The 17,317-nt window shown below is 34.7% G+C and carries 17 protein-coding genes and 2 pseudogenes; 3 read left to right on the plus strand and 16 right to left on the minus strand.

The genetic code is table 11. The features are described from left to right. Positions 1-73 precede the first annotated feature (73 nt). Genes ACQH21_RS02530 through ACQH21_RS02540 form a run of 3 tightly spaced genes read right to left on the minus strand, consistent with a single transcriptional unit; the run spans position 74 to position 2,401 of the window. Positions 74-448, minus strand: a complete 375-nt coding sequence (locus tag ACQH21_RS02530; RefSeq protein WP_007302804.1) for a holo-[acyl-carrier-protein] synthase — start codon at positions 446-448, stop codon at positions 74-76. Further along, positions 445-1,704, minus strand: a complete 1,260-nt coding sequence (proS, locus tag ACQH21_RS02535) for a proline--tRNA ligase (RefSeq protein ID WP_425384432.1) — start codon at positions 1,702-1,704, stop codon at positions 445-447. Before proS ends, ACQH21_RS02530 begins: the two co-directional genes overlap by 4 nt. A gap of 55 nt (positions 1,705-1,759) precedes the next feature. Beyond that, the gene (locus ACQH21_RS02540) at positions 1,760-2,401 is read right to left on the minus strand and encodes a WH2 domain-containing protein (protein ID WP_425384433.1); all 642 of its coding nucleotides are present in this window, start codon (positions 2,399-2,401) and stop codon (positions 1,760-1,762) included. Here ACQH21_RS02540 and ACQH21_RS02545 point away from each other — a divergent pair. After that, entirely contained in the window at positions 2,388-2,585 is a 198-nt protein-coding gene (locus ACQH21_RS02545; protein ID WP_425384434.1) for a hypothetical protein, read from the plus strand. The two genes, ACQH21_RS02540 and ACQH21_RS02545, sit on opposite strands and share 14 nt — an antisense overlap. A 94-nt stretch (positions 2,586-2,679) precedes the next feature. Here the strand turns inward: ACQH21_RS02545 and ACQH21_RS02550 are convergent. Next, positions 2,680-3,833 (minus strand): annotated as a pseudogene (locus ACQH21_RS02550) (IS3 family transposase). 29 nt (positions 3,834-3,862) lie between these two features. Then, complete coding sequence (locus ACQH21_RS02555; protein WP_425384435.1) at positions 3,863-4,342, minus strand: hypothetical protein; 480 nt, start codon at positions 4,340-4,342, stop codon at positions 3,863-3,865. 319 nt (positions 4,343-4,661) lie between these two features. On the opposite strand from ACQH21_RS02555, the gene ACQH21_RS02560 reads away from it, so the two are divergent. Together ACQH21_RS02560 and dxr are read left to right on the plus strand one after the other, a co-directional pair. Further along, on the plus strand, positions 4,662-5,156 hold the full coding sequence (locus tag ACQH21_RS02560; RefSeq protein WP_010406678.1) for a hypothetical protein: 495 nt from the start codon (positions 4,662-4,664) through the stop codon (positions 5,154-5,156). A gap of 27 nt (positions 5,157-5,183) precedes the next feature. Beyond that, positions 5,184-6,359 (plus strand): 1-deoxy-D-xylulose-5-phosphate reductoisomerase, encoded by a 1,176-nt coding sequence (gene dxr, locus ACQH21_RS02565; protein WP_425384436.1) that lies wholly within the window; start codon positions 5,184-5,186, stop codon positions 6,357-6,359. A gap of 298 nt (positions 6,360-6,657) precedes the next feature. On the opposite strand, the gene ACQH21_RS02570 is transcribed toward dxr, so the two are convergent. From ACQH21_RS02570 to ACQH21_RS02620, 11 genes and pseudogenes are all read right to left on the minus strand, one after another. After that, the gene (locus ACQH21_RS02570) at positions 6,658-7,512 is read right to left on the minus strand and encodes an ankyrin repeat domain-containing protein (RefSeq protein WP_425384437.1); all 855 of its coding nucleotides are present in this window, start codon (positions 7,510-7,512) and stop codon (positions 6,658-6,660) included. Between the two features lie 68 nt (positions 7,513-7,580). After that, positions 7,581-8,339: a phosphate ABC transporter ATP-binding protein PstB gene (pstB, locus tag ACQH21_RS02575; protein WP_010401422.1), complete on the minus strand. Its 759-nt coding sequence runs from the start codon at positions 8,337-8,339 to the stop codon at positions 7,581-7,583. Then, positions 8,336-9,130 carry a 4-hydroxy-tetrahydrodipicolinate reductase gene (dapB, locus tag ACQH21_RS02580; protein ID WP_010401420.1) on the minus strand — a complete coding sequence of 265 codons (795 nt, stop codon included), beginning with the start codon at positions 9,128-9,130 and terminating at the stop codon, positions 8,336-8,338. The genes pstB and dapB overlap by 4 nt, the downstream gene beginning before the upstream one ends. Positions 9,131-9,543: 413 nt before the next feature. Further along, positions 9,544-9,741, minus strand: a complete 198-nt coding sequence (locus ACQH21_RS02585) for a hypothetical protein (protein WP_149168885.1) — start codon at positions 9,739-9,741, stop codon at positions 9,544-9,546. Positions 9,742-9,866: 125 nt separating this feature from the next. Continuing rightward, positions 9,867-11,138, minus strand: coding sequence for a hypothetical protein (locus ACQH21_RS02590; RefSeq protein WP_425384438.1), 1,272 nt, complete (start codon positions 11,136-11,138; stop codon positions 9,867-9,869). Positions 11,139-11,269: 131 nt separating this feature from the next. Next, complete coding sequence (locus tag ACQH21_RS02595; protein WP_425384439.1) at positions 11,270-11,857, minus strand: hypothetical protein; 588 nt, start codon at positions 11,855-11,857, stop codon at positions 11,270-11,272. 74 nt (positions 11,858-11,931) lie between these two features. After that, on the minus strand, positions 11,932-13,095 hold the full coding sequence (locus tag ACQH21_RS02600; protein ID WP_425384440.1) for a phage major capsid protein: 1,164 nt from the start codon (positions 13,093-13,095) through the stop codon (positions 11,932-11,934). Between the two features lie 902 nt (positions 13,096-13,997). Continuing rightward, positions 13,998-14,678, minus strand: a complete 681-nt coding sequence (pyrF, locus tag ACQH21_RS02605; RefSeq protein ID WP_425384441.1) for an orotidine-5'-phosphate decarboxylase — start codon at positions 14,676-14,678, stop codon at positions 13,998-14,000. Positions 14,679-14,721: 43 nt separating this feature from the next. Then, positions 14,722-15,222 carry a hypothetical protein gene (locus ACQH21_RS02610; protein ID WP_010401397.1) on the minus strand — a complete coding sequence of 167 codons (501 nt, stop codon included), beginning with the start codon at positions 15,220-15,222 and terminating at the stop codon, positions 14,722-14,724. Further along, positions 15,209-15,733, minus strand: a complete 525-nt coding sequence (locus ACQH21_RS02615; RefSeq protein WP_425384442.1) for a hypothetical protein — start codon at positions 15,731-15,733, stop codon at positions 15,209-15,211. The genes ACQH21_RS02610 and ACQH21_RS02615 overlap by 14 nt, the downstream gene beginning before the upstream one ends. Positions 15,734-16,086: 353 nt before the next feature. After that, a pseudogene (locus tag ACQH21_RS02620) lies at positions 16,087-17,317 on the minus strand (IS256 family transposase).

The raw sequence follows: 17,317 nt of genomic DNA on the forward strand, positions 1-17,317 counted from the left end.
TTTTTATTTCTCGGTTTGACACACTTTTTTGAACATTCCCAAAATTTTTGAAATCGTATGTACTAAACAATATCTACTCAACGCAAATTACAACAAACGCAGTAGCATAATCTTGATCATCACTTAGAGAAAGGTGTATCTTGTAGTCTTTCGAGATGAAATCCTTTGTGATAGCAAGATGTGGTTTTCCCCTGATATTACTGTATATTTCTATATCTTTCATTATAATTCCTTGGCTGAATCCAGTGCCTAGCGCTTTAACAAAAGCTTCCTTTGCAGCAAAGCGTTTAGCAAAATATTTTGCTCTTACTTCTTGGCTATTATATTTTTTGCTTATCTCTATCTCCTTCTTAGTATAGACTTTATTGAGAAATTTTTCCCCGTATTTTTGTGATATTCTCAATATTCTGGGTATATATACTATGTCAGTGCCAATACCGTATATCATTTTGTGCTAAAGCGATTTATTGCTTCTTCAACTTGTATTTCCTCTACCTTGCCAGTTGCTCTATTTTTTACTTCAACTATATTTGAAGTTACTGCTTTCTTTCCAATAATTATTTGCCATGGCAAGCCTATCAGATCCATTCTGGCAAATTTCACTCCTACACTTTCGTCCGTATCATCATAAAGCACTTCATCGCTTTTCAAAGCTTTGTATATTTTATCTGCAGCCTCCGTTACTTTTGTTTGTAAATTGATCAAACCAACTTTAAAAGGAGCTACTGCCTCTGGCCAGATAATTCCTTTATCATCATGGAAAGCTTCTATTATTGCGCCAACAAGCCTTGAAACTCCAATACCATACGAACCCATATGCATGTTAACATTTTTTCCATCTTGGGAAGTAACACTTGCCTTCATAGGTTTCGAATATTTATCACCAAAATAAAAAATATGCCCTATTTCAATACCCTTGCTAACATTTAACTGTTCTTGCGGTATAGGACAACTTTCAGGATCATGCATATCGTCTGCAACTGCATATATGCTCTTCAGGCTTTCAATATCTTCGCTTTCTAGTAATTCAAAAAGTTTATTGTCATAATATAGAGTGCTCTCACCGGTGTTTGCCAATATATGAAATTCATGACTTAAATTTCCTCCAATTGGTCCTGTATCTGCCCTCACTCCAATTGGAGTAAGCCCCATTCGTTTGAAGATTTTTATGTAAGTTTTATACATCAAATTATATGAATTCAGTGCACCTTCGTAATCTACATCAAAACTGTATGCATCCTTCATCAGAAATTCCCTGCCTCTCATAACGCCATAACGAGGTCTTACTTCGTCACGAAACTTCCACTGAATTTGATATAAACAAAGTGGTAAATCTTTGTAACTTTTTACTGTATTTCTAATCAAATCAGTTACCACCTCCTCATGTGTTGGACCAAAAAGCATATCGCTTTCATGCCTATCTTTAATACGTAGCATTTCTTTGCCGTAATCATCGTAACGTCCTGACTCTCGCCAAAGACTTGCTGGCTGCACACAAGGCATCAACACTTCAATTGCACCAATTTCATCTCTGATAATATTTTCAATATTTTTAAGTACCAAAAGGCCAAGCGGCAGCCAAGAATAAATTCCAGATGCTGTCTGCTTGATTAAGCCTGCACGTAATAAATATTGATGAGAAATAATTTCAGCACCAGCAGGGGTTTCTTTTAAAGTTGGCAGGTAATATTGAGATAAGCGCATTTGATAAATCTGATTGTACTAAGTAATCTTAATACAATCAGACCTGTAGGTAAACTTATTTTAAGAAGGGTGCACTACTTCTCTTACCTCGATCTACGACACTTTGAACTTGAAATGGTTTTGCTTTTCCACCAAACAATGTACACATTGAATCAACAGAATCAGATGATTGTTGCACCTCACTATTCACTGAGTCAACATTATTTGCTTGTGCTGCAGGAGAAGCTTCAGATTTCGTTTGTAAACCAGCAGTCTTAGGCGGTACCAGTGGCTTACCTGCTTTTGGTACAGAATGTAACGGAGATGTAGGTTTAGATTTTTCATTATCATCAGATTCATGACCACTGTCAGGACTCTTGCTTCTTTTGTTACTGTCTGATTGCGGGGTTGGAGACTCATCTTCCCACTCACTATCGGGTGTACGATTTTGATCATCATCTTCGTCATCACTTTTGCTATCTGAGGATTTAGTTCCTTCTCCTAGAAGAGGAGAATTCTTCATTGTGGCCCATGCATTCTTCATAAGATCTCCACCTCCGTTATTACTTGGCTTTTTAGCAGCTTCAGGCTGATCGACAACTTTTTTCAACTTAACACCCTGCTTTATCTGTGCAAGCATAGCATTTTTAGCATCCGATTGATTAGCGTTATTACTAACTTCAGCACCAGGCTTATCAGAACCATTGGTCTTTTTCAATGAATTAATTCCATCTGGAGCTGAAGGAGGAGATGGTGGTGAAACAGCACCTTGTGGCAATGGAGGAGGTGGCGGAGGTAGTAGTGGTACAATGGGTATTCCAGACATTACTGGAAATGATGGTGTAGGAGTATTGCTATGTTCAAGTCCTTTTGCTTTCTGTAAACTACTATCTTGTGATTGATTTTGACATACTTCGTTGTTTTGCTGTTGTACGTCGTCCTCTCCATCAATTGACCTTACCCAGAAAAAGTAGACAGAAAGTTAAGACGTTTTTGCTATGAGAATGATGAATCAAAAAGCTCAGGAATGCAATAGTTAATAGTAGAATGTCTACGCTGTTTATTATAAAAAATTTCTATATATTCAAATATTGCGGTTTTAGCTTGTTGTGCAGAGTGTTGTGAAGTATCAATGAGTAACTCTCTCTTAAGTGAACTAAAAAAGCTCTCTGAAACAGCATTATCATAACAACAACCTTTGTGACTCATACTAGAAGTAATATTTTTTGTACTTAGTAAAAATTGATAATTTTTAGAGGTGTATTGCGATCCTTGATCGCTATGAAATAGTAGATTTTTAGCAGATTTGCGCCTACCAATAGCCATGAATAACGCATCTATAACTAATTGCCTATTTACTGCATTACTCATTGACCAGCCAATCACCATGCGTGAATATAAATCTATTATTGCTGCCAAATATAACCATCCTTCATTAGTTTTTATGTACGTAATATCAGTTACCCATATCTTGTTAGGTTGATCAGCGATGAAATTCTGATTTAATATGTTAGGAGTTATAACTCTATTGTCTATTTGTGGTTTTTTACTTTTAAACTTTCGTCTAAGCTTAGCTTGAATGCCATTTTTCTGCATAACATTTTGCACTGTTTTGATGTTATAATTTTTACCTAAAGCCTTTAATTCAGCGTGAATTTTAGGAGCTCCGTATCTGCATTGTGATGCTCGATATACCTTCTGAATATCTTGTATGAGCTCTTCTCTTATTGATTTTTTGTTGTTTTTTTCCTTAGTAATCCATTTATAATAACCACAAGCAGATACGTTCAAAAATCTGCATAATTCCCGTATTTTATAGCAGTTTTCATGTTCTTTTATAAAAGAATATTTTACTCTTTTTGGTTTGCAAAATATCCCAGGGCTTTTTTTAAAATGTCTCTTTCCCTCGTTACTCTTGCCAGCTCTTTCTTTAAATCAAACTTTTCTTTGTCACAATGAGCTACTTTCCCTTTTCCTGGAAACGCATCTACTCCAGACATTCTATCATTGTATGTTTTTACCCATCTGCTTAATGAATCACCGCTAATACCCAAATCTCTTGCTATTTTTGCTGATGATTGACCTGTTTCTTTTACTAGTCTTATAGCTTCAATTTTGAATTCTGCTGTATATTCTTTTCTTTTTGTCATACCACACCTCTTTGAAAAAACGTTTTATTTTACTTCAAAAACGTCTTAACTTTCTGTCTACTTTTTCTGGGTAAGGTCACACCATTATGTTGTCCAGTCATAGGTTTTTTCGGCACAACCTGTTTAGTATTGCTTCTGTCATTTTTAGTTTTGTCACTCGCATTATCTTCTTCTTTTGACTGAGCGCTATTTCTGGTTTCTGGATTCTTAACATGAATACTATTCTTGCTTCCTTCATCTGCAGTTTCGCTATCCACATTATTTTTTTCTTGTATTTTCTTAAATACTAAACTCTCTTCAAAATTGAAAGGTGATTGTTGAACAGGACTCTTAGATTGAACTTTTTTTAATTGAGTGCTATTGCTGGTTTCTGATGGAGTACTACCAAGAGTGTTTTCATTTTTATCGTTATTTTTCGCTGGCTTCCAATTTTTTCCCCAATCTGCAGGTAGTGGAGGTGGGGGTGGTGGCGGAGCTGATGATGGTGTGTTATTATTATTAGTAAGCATTTTTCTTCCTCATTATTAATATTATATTAATGATAATTAAATTATTAGTACTTGTCAATAATTTATGAGTAAGTTAGTATTAAGATAATAAAATAAAAAGGAAAGAGAGAGGAGCAGTCTTCTAAGAAGAAATAGAAGCTATCTTAAACCTCAAGTCATCACTTTGTTACCACAGCACATCATCGATGTTTTGGTATAGAGTAATCAGAATCATAAAAATAGCTTAGTGTTAGCTATTTTTATGATAACCTCTCTTAAACAATTGATATTTTACAGTGTTTTTGGTAAAATAATAGCTTAAGGCTTAGAATAAAAGTTTATGAGTGAAGCACAAGGTCCAAATATTGCAGAATGGCAGGCACAGCAGCAACACCAGGAAGCCGCTAGTGAGAAAAGTGGTTTCGGTCTTGGTCATAGTGACTCTGTTGCAACAATTGTGGATGGAATGAAGTGGATGTTCAACTTTCATGAAGGAGCAATTGCTGCTTATAATAATGTGTTTGAAGGTTTGGTCAGTGGTAGCAGTCTAGTAACGTTATTTGGGAAATCAGGTAATATGTTTGGCATAAAATTTCTTGAAAGTCTTGCTGAATATTTTTCAGGTGGTGGTGGAGAAGATATGCCATCAGAAGGAATGGGTATGGACTACGGTGATGAGGGGCATCATCCGGATGATTATCCCCACTCTAACAATGAAATAGCTCAAAGTGCCGATGGTTTGCATGATATGCATGATGCAGGTGATCATCATGGCCAATCTTTTTCACCTGGTCCTTCACCATCTGTTGGTGATGATCATGAGCTTGGTTACTAAATAACTAAGAAGATTTTATTGTAATTAGTGAAAAAAGTTTCAGTTTTAGGATCAACAGGAAGCATTGGAAAAAAGACTGTAGATTTGCTCTTAAAGAGAAAGGAAGAATATCAGGTGGAAGCACTAAGTGCCAATTCTAACTTTGCTCTGCTAGCACAACAGGCAAATCTACTTAATGCAAAATATGCTGCCATTTCTTATGAAAGGTTCTACAAAGATTTAAAAGAAGATCTACTTGGTACAAACGTCAAAGTAGAAGTTGGTGCTCCAGGTCTAGCAAATGTTGCTTCTCTACCTGTTGATCTCTCAGTTATTGCAATAGTTGGCATCGCAGGCCTTGATCCAGTTATAAAGGTTATAGAAAGTGGTACTAAAGTTATTGCCCTAGCAAATAAAGAAAGCATTGTTTGTGGTGGCAAGTTACTGCTTGAAAAAGCTAAAGAAAGGAGCGTACAAATAATTCCCATCGACTCTGAACACAACGCAATTTTTCAAGTTTTGCAAAATGATGATAAATGTGTAGAAAAGATTATACTCACTGCCTCTGGTGGACCATTTTTAAATTATAGCCTTGAACAATTAAGAAATATCACAGTAAATCAGGCACTAAGTCACCCTACTTGGAAAATGGGAAAGAAAATCTCAGTTGATAGTGCAACAATGATGAATAAAGCACTAGAAATAATAGAAGCACATCATTTGTTTAATATTAGTCCAAATAGAATTGAAGCAGTAGTGCACCCTGAATCGATAGTACATGGAATTGTCGTTTATCACGATGGATTCAGCTTTGCTGTGCTTGCAGAAACTGATATGGAAATTCCCATTGCATATGCTTTGTCTTGGCCAGAAAGATCAACTTTAAATCATAAATTAGATTTAACAAAGCAAGGAAAATTGACCTTTCAAGAACCAGGTCATAAACGTTTTCCTGCACTAAAGCTAAGCATGGAAGTGTTAAATTCTTCTTCTCCACATACAAATAGTATTGTTTTGAACGCTGCAAATGAGATAGCTGTTAACGAATTTTTGAAGTCACGAATCGGCTTTTTAGAAGTAGTAGAGGTAGTAAAATCAACAATAGAAAACTTTGACAAGTACTCTGATATTAACTCACTATCCGACATAACAAGTATCGATTTTGAAAGCCGTATTCTTGCCAATGAAATCATAAAAAGTAAAGGTATCTGTTCAGCAGAGTGATAAAATAAGGTAGACGAGAAAAGACAACTAAATGGGTGTAGCTATCCAGCAAAATTCATTGCAGATAAGACAACATTTTCGATCAAAAAGCTGTATTCCATAATGTCATTCCAGTAGCTGACACTGGAATACAGAAAAGCAGCTAGTTTCAGCTACTCGAATGACAAGACTAGAAAGAAATGGGTGTCATGCCAGTCTGGCATCCAGTCTTTTAGTCATCAAACATTGTAAGGTATTTACCAAATTAGCTGGATTCCAGCATCAAGTGCTGGAATGACACCTTACCTGAACAGATAAATCACTTAGCATGTTCGAAATCAACCTGAGAGAAATTTACATCATTAAGAACTGTATTTGCTCTATACAGACAACCACACCCTATTGCAAAGAACAGCAATGCAGCTGCAGCAAACGGAACTGGGTTGTCAACTACGAAACATAGACCAACAGCAAGTATTCCAGATAACAAAAAAGTACAAGCATAATTAGTTTGTTTCCTTTTTTGAGCGACTGCTTCTATCTTTAGGAATTCTGGTTCTATTGCTTTCTTGACATGTCCTGCAATACAATTTCTTGGACTTTTGTTTTCATAGTTTTTAATATTAGGTTTGATATTTGGATGTGTAAGTAATATTTCTATCATGTTTACATTTCCCAACTTGCAAGCAATGTGTAGAGCTGTATTTTTTTCCTTCTTGCCGGTCTTAATTTCCTCCTCTGCACGAGCATAATTTTGAGGTATAAATCCTTCATTAACAGGTTGTAAATTGTCAAGGTATACACAACCCCCTCTACCCTGATCTACTACTTCTCTCCCCTCAAATTCGTACACTGGATAACCATCATGTTTCTTTGGTTTTCTCTCAATAACAGCTTGCTTGCTTTTAATATTTAAATCGATTTTTTTATGTTCTACAAGCAACTTAGCCATAAGCTCTAAATATTGATGTTCATCGTTATTACTAGTAACAAAAGCTGAAATAATGCACATCAAAGGTGTCATCCCATCCTCAAAAGCGTTAACATTCGCTCCTTCTTTCAATGCTTGTTGAAAATGATTCCAAGCTTCCTCAGGTGTTATTCTTTCACCACTAGCATTTTGAAATTCAATAGCTTTAAACAACTTTTTTGTTGCTTCACTTGTACTAAACATTTTAACCACCTATCACAACAAACTTGATAAAATTATACATAGAAAAAATTAAAATATCAACTATTAAGCTAATGATCCAGAATATACTCCTTCGTTAAAGGAGACTGAGCATTTTCAAAGATTTCTTGAGTACTTCCGAATTCAACAATCTTGCCATTGCAAAAGAAAACTATGCTGTCAGATAATTTTTTAGCTTGCTTCATCGAATGAGTTACCATAATTATGGTGAACCTCAATTTCAATTCTTGTATAAGATTTTCGATTGCATTGGTTGCCATTGGATCAAGAGCAGAGCATGGTTCATCCATTAATAAAATAGTTGGCTTTACTGCAATTGCACGAGCAATGCATAATCTTTGTTGCTGGCCACCAGATAAATTTAGTGCACTATCTTGCAATCTATCTTTCAACTCTTCCCATAAACCAACCTTAGTTAAACTACTTTCTACTATTTCATCTAATTTTTGCTTATTTTTCACCATGCCATGCAATTTAGGCCCATAAGCAACATTATCATATATTGACTTTGGAAAAGGATTGGGTTTTTGAAATACCATACCAACTTTTGCTCTGAGCAATACAACATCCATATCACGTGAATATATATTACCCAGCCCATCGATTACCAGTTCACCAGTCGCTCTACATCCAGGTACGTAATCATTCATACGATTGAAACAACGCAAAAATGTCGATTTACCGCACCCAGAAGGTCCGATAAAAGTTGTGACTTTCTTTTTGCAAATATTCAAATTTATATCGAATAAAACTTGTTTAGAGCCATACCAAAGATTTAAATTTTTAACGAAAGCGTATTTATCGCTCATACTAAATCCTGCATTGAATAAAGTCCTGGTATTTCCTGTTTATTCTCGCACAACCATATTGCTGCTTGAACCGCCCCTCTAGCAAACGTTGTACGATCAATTGCCTTGTGATTTAATTCTACTCGTTCATCGGAATTGACAAACATGACACTGTGATCTCCTATTACTCCACCTCCACGAGATACTGCAAAGCCTATTCCTCCTTTCCCTCTTATATTTGAATTATTATGTGAATATTGATTGAGCTCAAAATCCACTTTTGCAGCGTTAGCAACTGCTTTACCAAACTCTATAGCTGTTCCAGATGGTGAATCCTTTTTTAAATTGTGATGCATTTCCCAAATTTCAACGTCATACTCATTACCTAAAAGCTTGGCAGCTTCTTTTACCAATTTCAGCAACACATTAACTCCAACACTCATATTTGCTGACCATAATATTGGAACTTTAGCAGCATATTCTTTTAAATTTAGACCTTCTATTCCAGTTGTGCCACTAACTAGCGGTTTTTTAAATTTCACGGCCGCCTTAAGGCATTCTAGCATACATTCTTTAGTTGTAAAATCTATTACAACATCGGACGATTCAAATACCTCACTAATAGAACTTGTAATTTTGATTCCTAAATTGCAATTATTGCCTACAATAGGCCCAATATCTAAGCCTATATACTCACTGCCCAAGCGAGCAACAGCACCTGCTATTTCCACTTTGGTATTCGTAATTAATTCATTGAGTATTTTCTTACCCATTCTGCCTAAGCAGCCTATTACTCCAACTTTGATTTTCATAAAGCTTTTTCCACTATGTTAGGCTTTTTTTGAAGCTTTGTCATCTTTATAAGCTTAGCATATTTAGCCTTACACTGATAAAACTATAGCTATACATCGATGAATCTATTGAAAATTGATACGAGGAAGATACAAATTGTAATTAGTCAATTTTCTCCTATGGAGAAAACTTATAAAGAAAAAAAGAGCACCAACTTTGGTGCTCTTTTGTGAAGGATTTGTTTTAATAATAACCGTTTCCTACTATACTCGGATTAGAGACACAATGTCTTTCTGTTGCTAGTGCTCGAGTTGTTGAACTTGGTTATGTAACTTCTGCATCATAAAACTCCTCTGATTCAGTAGTCACTTCCTCAGAGTAAGATCAGATAAATCTTCTCTAAACTTAGAAAGAGATGCAGTAAAAGCATTTATTAACTCTTGTTTTTTTCTTCAATAGTAGTTTTACCTGAAGATTGTCCTTGCTGTGATATGCTTTGTTTCGCAACACTTGTTTCACTTTTTTTACCACCAAACAGCCGCTTACAGCCTGATGAAATTTTTCTTGCAATCCATGAAATTCCTATGTGATCAGCAATCCACTTAAAAAAGTTTTTTATTTTTTTAAACATATTTTACTCCTTAAATTAATAATTTATATTATTATATACAAAGCATAATCTGTCAACTTTTCTTATAGAGAACATATAAAGAAAAAAAGAGCACCAAAGGAGGTGCTCCTTTTGAAGGGTTTGTTTTAACAAGAACCGTTTCCATTTACACTGGGATTAGTGACATAATGTCTCTCTGTTGATGATACTCCAATTGTTGGACTTGGTTGTGTAACTTCTTCATCATAAAACTCCTCTGATTCAGTAGTCACTTCCTTATTGTTAACCATTTGTTGTGCCGTAGTAGGATTAAGATTATGCTGCTCCAACGCTGTACCTTCAAACGGCTGATTAGATATACTATCTACTTTAACCTTTGTTACACCATTTTCCAATCCTAACATTTTTTTCACATGCTCAATATTATTGTCTTGAACTAATATTCTATCACCATCTATATAATTACCATCTTCTTTCTTCTTTAGTACTGATTGTACAAGTACATATTCAGAAACGCCATTGTAATTATTACCACTACCAGTAATGCGATATTCTCCTTTATCACACCTTAGATATACAAGAAGCTGAGGAGAAAGTCCGTCCTCGGTTAAACTATATTTATAATCCTTAACTTTTGTACCCTTTTCTAAATTTAACCATAAGCAATTATCTTCAAGTTCAATATAACCTACTCCTTTAGGCTCATTAGCAACAAGTTCTGGAAGATTAGGTGTTGTAATTTCAAATGGCTTTTTGGACATTCTAGTTATTTTAACAAGCTTTTTGTTCTCATCCAAGCCTACTTTATACATCATTTCTAATGGGTCTTTTGAAATAGTTCCCTTGTCATGCTGTTTCTTCACTGAAGTTATGGATACAGATTTCTTTCCATCATCTACATCTTGACATGAACTATAAGGGCCAGTAATACAAAACTTGTTACTTTCACACTCTACAAATATACGAAATTCTCCAGGTATAACTTTACCATTTTTGTCTTCATTTTTACATTTTTCTTCAAGACGTTTATAATTCTCGTTTGTTATAACAAATAGTAATTTGTTATCGATAAATTCAAAATAACTCTCTGGCTTTGTGCTTTGTTGAATAACATTAGGTTTATTAGGATTTACGTGCCTTCTTGGTTGTTCTGATTTTTCTGGAAAATTTTCTGCTGGCTCGACGTTTGTACCTGTTTTAGATACAGGTTCTTCAGTCTCATTTTGCATAGGGGTGCTAACAGTTGGACTTTTATTTACATTCTCATCTGAAGGTCTCTTTGGTGATATATTTTCTTGAGCAGTATTTGCTTTACTGCTAAATAACCAATTCCAACCTGATGAAATTTTTCTTGCAATCCATGAAATTCCTCTACGATCAGCAATCCACTTAAAAAATTTTTTTATACTTTCCCACATACTTTACTCCTTAAATTAATAATTTAATTATTATATATAAAGTTTAATTTGTCAATTTTCTCCTATGGAGAAAACTTATAAAGAAAAAAGAGCACCAAAGAAGATGCTCTTTTGTGAAGAAAAGATACTCTTTAGAAAGGTGGCATAATAGGTGTTGATGAATTTATAGCTGGCTTATCTAGCACCTTACTAGGTTTACCAGCTTCTGAGCTTAGTACCTTGCTATCACTTGCAGGCACTTTAGATGTAGAACTTACAACTTCAGGTTTCTGAGATATTTTATCTATAGTAACAACTGTACGCTTACTATTTAAACCCAACATCTTTTTCATTCCTTCTAACTCACAAGACAAAGTTTTATTATCATATACCGAGTTCACTATAAAGGATACCGAACTATCGTTCATGACAACAAGTTTGCTATAAACAATTTCGAATATAGCTTCGTCAGATTTGACATTTATATGATATCTTGATGGATCTTTAGAATTAATACCGCTCCCATCTATAATTTCTGGTACATTCTTTTTGTTTGTATGCAGTACTAACTGCTTATTACCATTTTCTTTAATAACACCCCAATGATTGGATTCACCCTTCACTAGTTCAATTACACTATTTTTTTGCGGTTTACTAGACCACAAGTTTTTAATGCTGTTCCAGCCTGATGCAATTTTTCCTGCAATCGACTGAAAAAAGTTTTTTATTTTTTTTAACATATTTTACTCCTTAAGTTAATAATAATTTAATTATTACATAAAAAGTATAATATGTCAATTATTTCATAAAAATTTTAGTACTTGCTTGCAATTTTCAACAATTTAATAGCGCTGGTGTTGACAACTTCCCCGCCAACACGCTTAGTGACAAAAAATCTAACATAAGGTTTGTTTGTATAAGGGTCTCTCAATATTCTCATTCCTCTGTTATCCACGATCTTATAAGCTTGTTTAAAATCTGCTACTGCAATGACTGTAGGTGGCATATCAGCAGATTGATATACTGGTATTCCCATCAAAGTATCTGGTGTTTCAAGCGATAAACTCGGCTGCCAAAGATACTGACCTGTTTCAGATTTTAGTAGCCTCACGTCCTTTAATGTACTCCTGTTCATCAAAAATGATGCATTTTTAGAGTAATGTTCATTTAGAGAGTAGTACAATATCATTATGGCGTCGCTGTCTAGCTTATCAGCTTTAATTTGCTCTATCTTATTATGACCATTTCCATTTTCGTAAGTTAAAATTCCTTTAGGTTGAAAAGTGCCATCACCTTTAATAAAGGCTTCATTCTCCTTCTTACTGAAAGTTTCGGCAACCTTTTCTACAAGCCAATTTTCAACATTGACAAATGCATCATCGAGCAATTTTTGTGATATTTGCGGCTGAGCATAGAGCTCATAAGTTGTGATGGAAATCTTTTGAATTTTAGGTGTACTTGTGTCTTGTGCAAAATCATACTTGGATTTATAGCCACCATCTTCGTCCTCTACGACTTCACCACTCCAACCTGCACCAGCACGGTCACAATCTTCTATAATATAATCCAATGTTTCAGTAGAGATTCTTTGACTAGAACATATTTGCCGCATTGGAGATGAATCAGCTATACGCTTGTTTATCCGTTTTACAATGTGAGGAGTAACTAAATACCCTCCAATATCATTGTCATCTCCACTTAGGGTTTTATGTGATAACCTACTTTCCATTCCTTTGCGGATATAATCAGAAAAATATTTATCACCCATGTTAAAATCTGTGCTAATTTCTGGACGTTGAGCTGAAGTTTCAATAAAATCTAAGCGCTCTTTGCAATTATCAATATTACTATTTATCTTGCATAGCTGCTCAGGTCCTTTGCTTTCGATTTCTTTTAGTTTGCGATCATTTATTAATTTAAATTGCTCCCATGATGAAGCGAGTTCATTAACACGGTGAGCGATATCAGTAAGTGACATAATAGCCTCCTTTAAAAATAAAATTAGAATAGTATTGTAATTTGAAGGTAATCTTTAATCTCAGTACCTTTTCGTTGTTATGCAAACTGCATTCAGAAAAAAGACCGGTGAATGGCAGCTTAGTATAACTCAAACGCTTGTTTACAATATGGATCCCAGTGCTGGGAGGCGCCCTCATGGTAAACAACGTTCATACAACTGTATACGTATAATGCTCGTGCCTGCCATTCACCGGTCTTTTTTCTGGATTCCAGCATTGGCTTCATGGTAGATACAAATAAACGTAAGGCGCTTGGTAACGAGAGAAAAATGATACTGATTACTTGTTGAAGTAAAAAAAGCAGTGTAGTATTACACCACGCTAAGTATTATACTTAATTGTTAGCACTATACAGCATCCATTTTTTTGTGTCAAGCATTTTTTTTTCGCTGCGTATCTGTTCAGAAGAATGTGCAAATAAAGTACGTAGCTGTACAAATTTGCCAAAACAATAAATGGTATCCTTTAATTATCCTCTTTTTATCATTTCAGTCACAGCTGTACGAACATTGTGGCAATTTGCATAGTAAACAGTGTCAAGCACTGCCTTTGTGTTCGAGGCAAAATTAGTTTAACATACTGTTTTCGAAACAAGTAGCTTTGCGTGTCTATGATGTCATCCCAGTGCTTGACACTGGGATCTAGTTTTTGGACATTGTTTTTGACATATGTCCTTAAGGACTATTGTTTACTGCATAATTTGCAAATACTTTTTATATCTGGATCCCAGTGTCAAGCACTAGGATGACACCCATTTAGTTATCTTTTCTCGTCTACCTTGTTTTGCCACCCTGCTGAACGGATACATACCGTTTGTTGCTTTTATTCTATGGTACCTTATCTACCTTGCCGCTCTCCTGCTTCAATCAGTAAGGGATTTCAATATTAATTCTGCACTACTTGCGGGATTGCCGCTTTTTGTAATTGGTCTGCCAATTACGATATAATCAGCTCCTGAATTTATTGCTTCTTTTGGTGTTGCTGTCCTTTTTTGATCATCATGACCTCGATTCATACGGATTCCTGGAGTAATAATTTTAAAGTCTTTACCACATTCTTGGCGCACTTCTTGAGCTTCTAGTGCAGAGCAAACTACTCCATGTAGTCCAATCTTTTTTGCAAGCTTTGCTAGCAAAATTACCTGTGATTTTGCTTCCCTTGCTACTACGAGTTCACTCAGATCTTCATTGCCCATACTAGTTAGTACTGTTACTCCAATTAGCTTTATTTTCTTTCCTTGCACTATACTTAGTGCTTCTTTAAGCATTTTTGTTCCACCACTGATATGCAATGTTAGCATTTCAACATCTAGAGCTTTTATTGCTTCAACTGTTCTAGCTACAGTGTTTGGAATATCATACAATTTTAGATCTAAAAAAATTGGTACATTGCATTTTGCAACTTCTCTCACTCCAGAAGGACCATGTGCAGCAAAAAATTCTAACCCAAGTTTTACCATGCCAACCTTATCACGCAGACCATTAGCCCAAGATATGGCTTCATTCAAATCTTGTGTATCCAGTGCGCATATTATTGGGTTCATTATCTTGTATAATTTTTTTTATAATAAGAGTAATTGTTGCATTTTACAATCCATATTCAGGGATTGGTCCACTTGCAATGCTTTGTACAGACACTGAACACGATAATCTGGTCGGAGTGGGTGAACGACTGGCATATCCAAGATCTTCCTGTAAAGAATCAGACGTTTCCTCCGATGTTTTGGAACCTTTCATTGGCTTGAATTGCACAAGCTGCCCTAATATAAATTTTATTTTCTGAGTCTCCCCTAATATTATTTTTTTGCTATAATCTTTAATTGTTTCATTTTCTCTTATCGATTCTTCTATCTTATCTATCACATATTGAAGTTGTTTTATTTGACTGTCTCGCTCTAAAAGTGAATTTCTTAAATTTTTCACTTCGTTATTACAATCTTGTCTTATTCTGTCTAACTCAAAAGATTGATTTTTAATTAAACCGTCTGCTTTATCTAGCTCTTCAAATTTCCTTTTTAACTCTTGAGATAAGTTTTTATTTTTCTGATCAATTTCTTTAAATTTACATTGTAATTCATCTAATTTCACACAAAGTTCTTCTTTTATGTAATTCTTCTTTTTTCATATATAGTATATGTTTCTCTTTACGTAATTTGTCTATTTCCTTAGATAACTCCTCTTTTTCTTTAGATAATTTCTCTACTTCCTTATATAATTCCTCATATTTATCATTGTCTATTTTTCTTTTCAATTCGATTATAAGTTTTTTCCTCTCAGTTAGATTAGCTTCTTTTTCCTGTAACTGTTTACACAAATATGAGATTTTATGGAGTAGTTCTTTTTCTTGTGCAGCAAGCTCATCTTTCTCCTTCGTTACTTTTTCTAATTCGTCTGTTATTCCAATTATATGGATCATTTTTGCTTCTAATTTCTCCTCCAAAGATTTTTTTTCTTTAAGAAAAGATTTCCTCTCAGCTTCTATTTTTTGACCAAATTTTCTTTCTTCCTCGTATAAATTGTGCTTTTCTTGAGTCAACTCACGCTCTTTGTGAGCAAATTTCTTCTCCACTTTACTAGTGTCAATAATTATTTTATACAAAATCATAAAAGCCAAAACAGATAATACAGCTAAAGCGAGAATTAAAGAACTAGGTACATTAATAAGCGCTAAAGATGTAAGTAACGTGAGAGTAGCCAGAGAACTAGCTATAAAATAAAATGTATTATATTTATTAAGTAAATTGCTCATCACCCATATACAAAACTTCAGCAGTCTTGTATATATTGATTAAAATTGTCTTACCTGTAGAGGAGAACACTTATCACAATTTTACCAGTGATAAACTTTAGTTGATATTCTAACTAAACTCAAAATGCAAGGTGGCATCAGACAGGAGTAGAACATCTACTAGAATATCGGGAATGTTCAAAAAAGTGTGTCAAAGCGAATTTTTAGTTCAACTCAATTTTTAACCTATCAGGAAAAAAGATATCAAGTTGAGATATAGTTAGAGCCCAATTAGGCAAAGCCATAGCCCATTTTTGCTCTATCTTTTTTATAGCACAATATACCAATTTGTACAAGGCATTTGTACTGGTAAATGAACCTTTGGTTTTAGTAAATTTTCTGATTTGTCTGTGCAACCCCTCAATTGGATTGGTGGTATAAATTAGCCTTCTAACAGGGCCAGAATACTTAAAATAACTAGACAAATTTTCCCAATTGTTTTGCCACGATTTTATGACTAAAGGATATTTTTCACCCCATTTTTCCTCCAGTTCAAGTAAATAATTTTCGGCGATTTCTCTACTTGTAGCACGGTATATTTTTTTCAAATCATTCATAAAAACTTTTATATCTTTGCTGGATACGTATTTTAGTGAATTTCTTATTTGGTGCACAATGCATAACTGTACCTCAGCATTGGGAAATACGCTATTTATAGCTGTAGGGAAGCTTTTCAGACCGTCAACACAAGCTATCAAAATGTCTTCTACTCCTCTCTCTTTTAAGTCATTTAATACGCCTAGCCAGAAGTTAGCTCCCTCACTTTCTGCTAAGTAAAAACCCAGTACTTCTTTTCTGCCATTTTGGTCTATTCCTAATATATTGTACATGCATTTACTTATGCAATGTCCATTCTCTTTGACCTTAAAAAACATCCCATCCATAAATACTATCGGGTATACTGATTGTAGGGGACGACTCCTCCATTCATTGATTATAGGCAGTAATTTATCTGTAATTCCAGATATCTCTGCTGCAGATATTTTATGGTCATAGATTTCTTCCACATAGGATGCTATATCCCTGTATCCCACACCGCTTGCAAACATGTTCAAGACCTTTGTTTCAAGTTCTGGATGTAAGCTTGTTTGCCTTTTTTTCACTATCTGTGGTTCGAAACTTCCCTCTCTATCTCTTGGTGTCAATAGTTCAAATACTCGTCTTCAAAGTTTTGCCATTCTTTCCGTTTCTTCGATTCTTTTCTTCTCTTTCATTGGATAAATGATGCTCTATTTCACCTTCTAGACTTGCTTCCAGCAGCCTTTTTACAAATGGTGTTAATGCTCCATCTCTCCCCATCAATGGTTTACCTTCCCTTATTGATGACAGTATATTTGCTTCCAGCTCTTTGTAATCTACCAGGCCAGTCGTTCCATTTTCTATTTTGTAACTCAT

Source organism: Wolbachia endosymbiont (group B) of Eupithecia inturbata (genome assembly GCF_964030915.1).
Lineage (GTDB): Bacteria > Pseudomonadota > Alphaproteobacteria > Rickettsiales > Anaplasmataceae > Wolbachia.

Excerpts from the sequence above, each read along its gene's own strand:
- ACQH21_RS02555 (WP_425384435.1), bottom strand. The coding sequence starts at position 4,342 with ATGCTTACTAATAATAATAACACACCATCATCAGCTCCGCCACCACCC.
- ACQH21_RS02600 (WP_425384440.1), bottom strand. The coding sequence starts at position 13,095 with ATGTCACTTACTGATATCGCTCACCGTGTTAATGAACTCGCTTCATCA.
- proS (WP_425384432.1), bottom strand. The coding sequence starts at position 1,704 with ATGCGCTTATCTCAATATTACCTGCCAACTTTAAAAGAAACCCCTGCT.
- ACQH21_RS02590 (WP_425384438.1), bottom strand. The coding sequence starts at position 11,138 with ATGTGGGAAAGTATAAAAAAATTTTTTAAGTGGATTGCTGATCGTAGA.
- ACQH21_RS02595 (WP_425384439.1), bottom strand. The coding sequence starts at position 11,857 with ATGTTAAAAAAAATAAAAAACTTTTTTCAGTCGATTGCAGGAAAAATT.
- pyrF (WP_425384441.1), bottom strand. The coding sequence starts at position 14,678 with ATGAACCCAATAATATGCGCACTGGATACACAAGATTTGAATGAAGCC.
- ACQH21_RS02560 (WP_010406678.1), top strand. The coding sequence starts at position 4,662 with ATGAGTGAAGCACAAGGTCCAAATATTGCAGAATGGCAGGCACAGCAG.
- pstB (WP_010401422.1), bottom strand. The coding sequence starts at position 8,339 with ATGAGCGATAAATACGCTTTCGTTAAAAATTTAAATCTTTGGTATGGC.
- ACQH21_RS02570 (WP_425384437.1), bottom strand. The coding sequence starts at position 7,512 with ATGTTTAGTACAAGTGAAGCAACAAAAAAGTTGTTTAAAGCTATTGAA.
- ACQH21_RS02530 (WP_007302804.1), bottom strand. The coding sequence starts at position 448 with ATGATATACGGTATTGGCACTGACATAGTATATATACCCAGAATATTG.
- dapB (WP_010401420.1), bottom strand. The coding sequence starts at position 9,130 with ATGAAAATCAAAGTTGGAGTAATAGGCTGCTTAGGCAGAATGGGTAAG.
- ACQH21_RS02585 (WP_149168885.1), bottom strand. The coding sequence starts at position 9,741 with ATGTTTAAAAAAATAAAAAACTTTTTTAAGTGGATTGCTGATCACATA.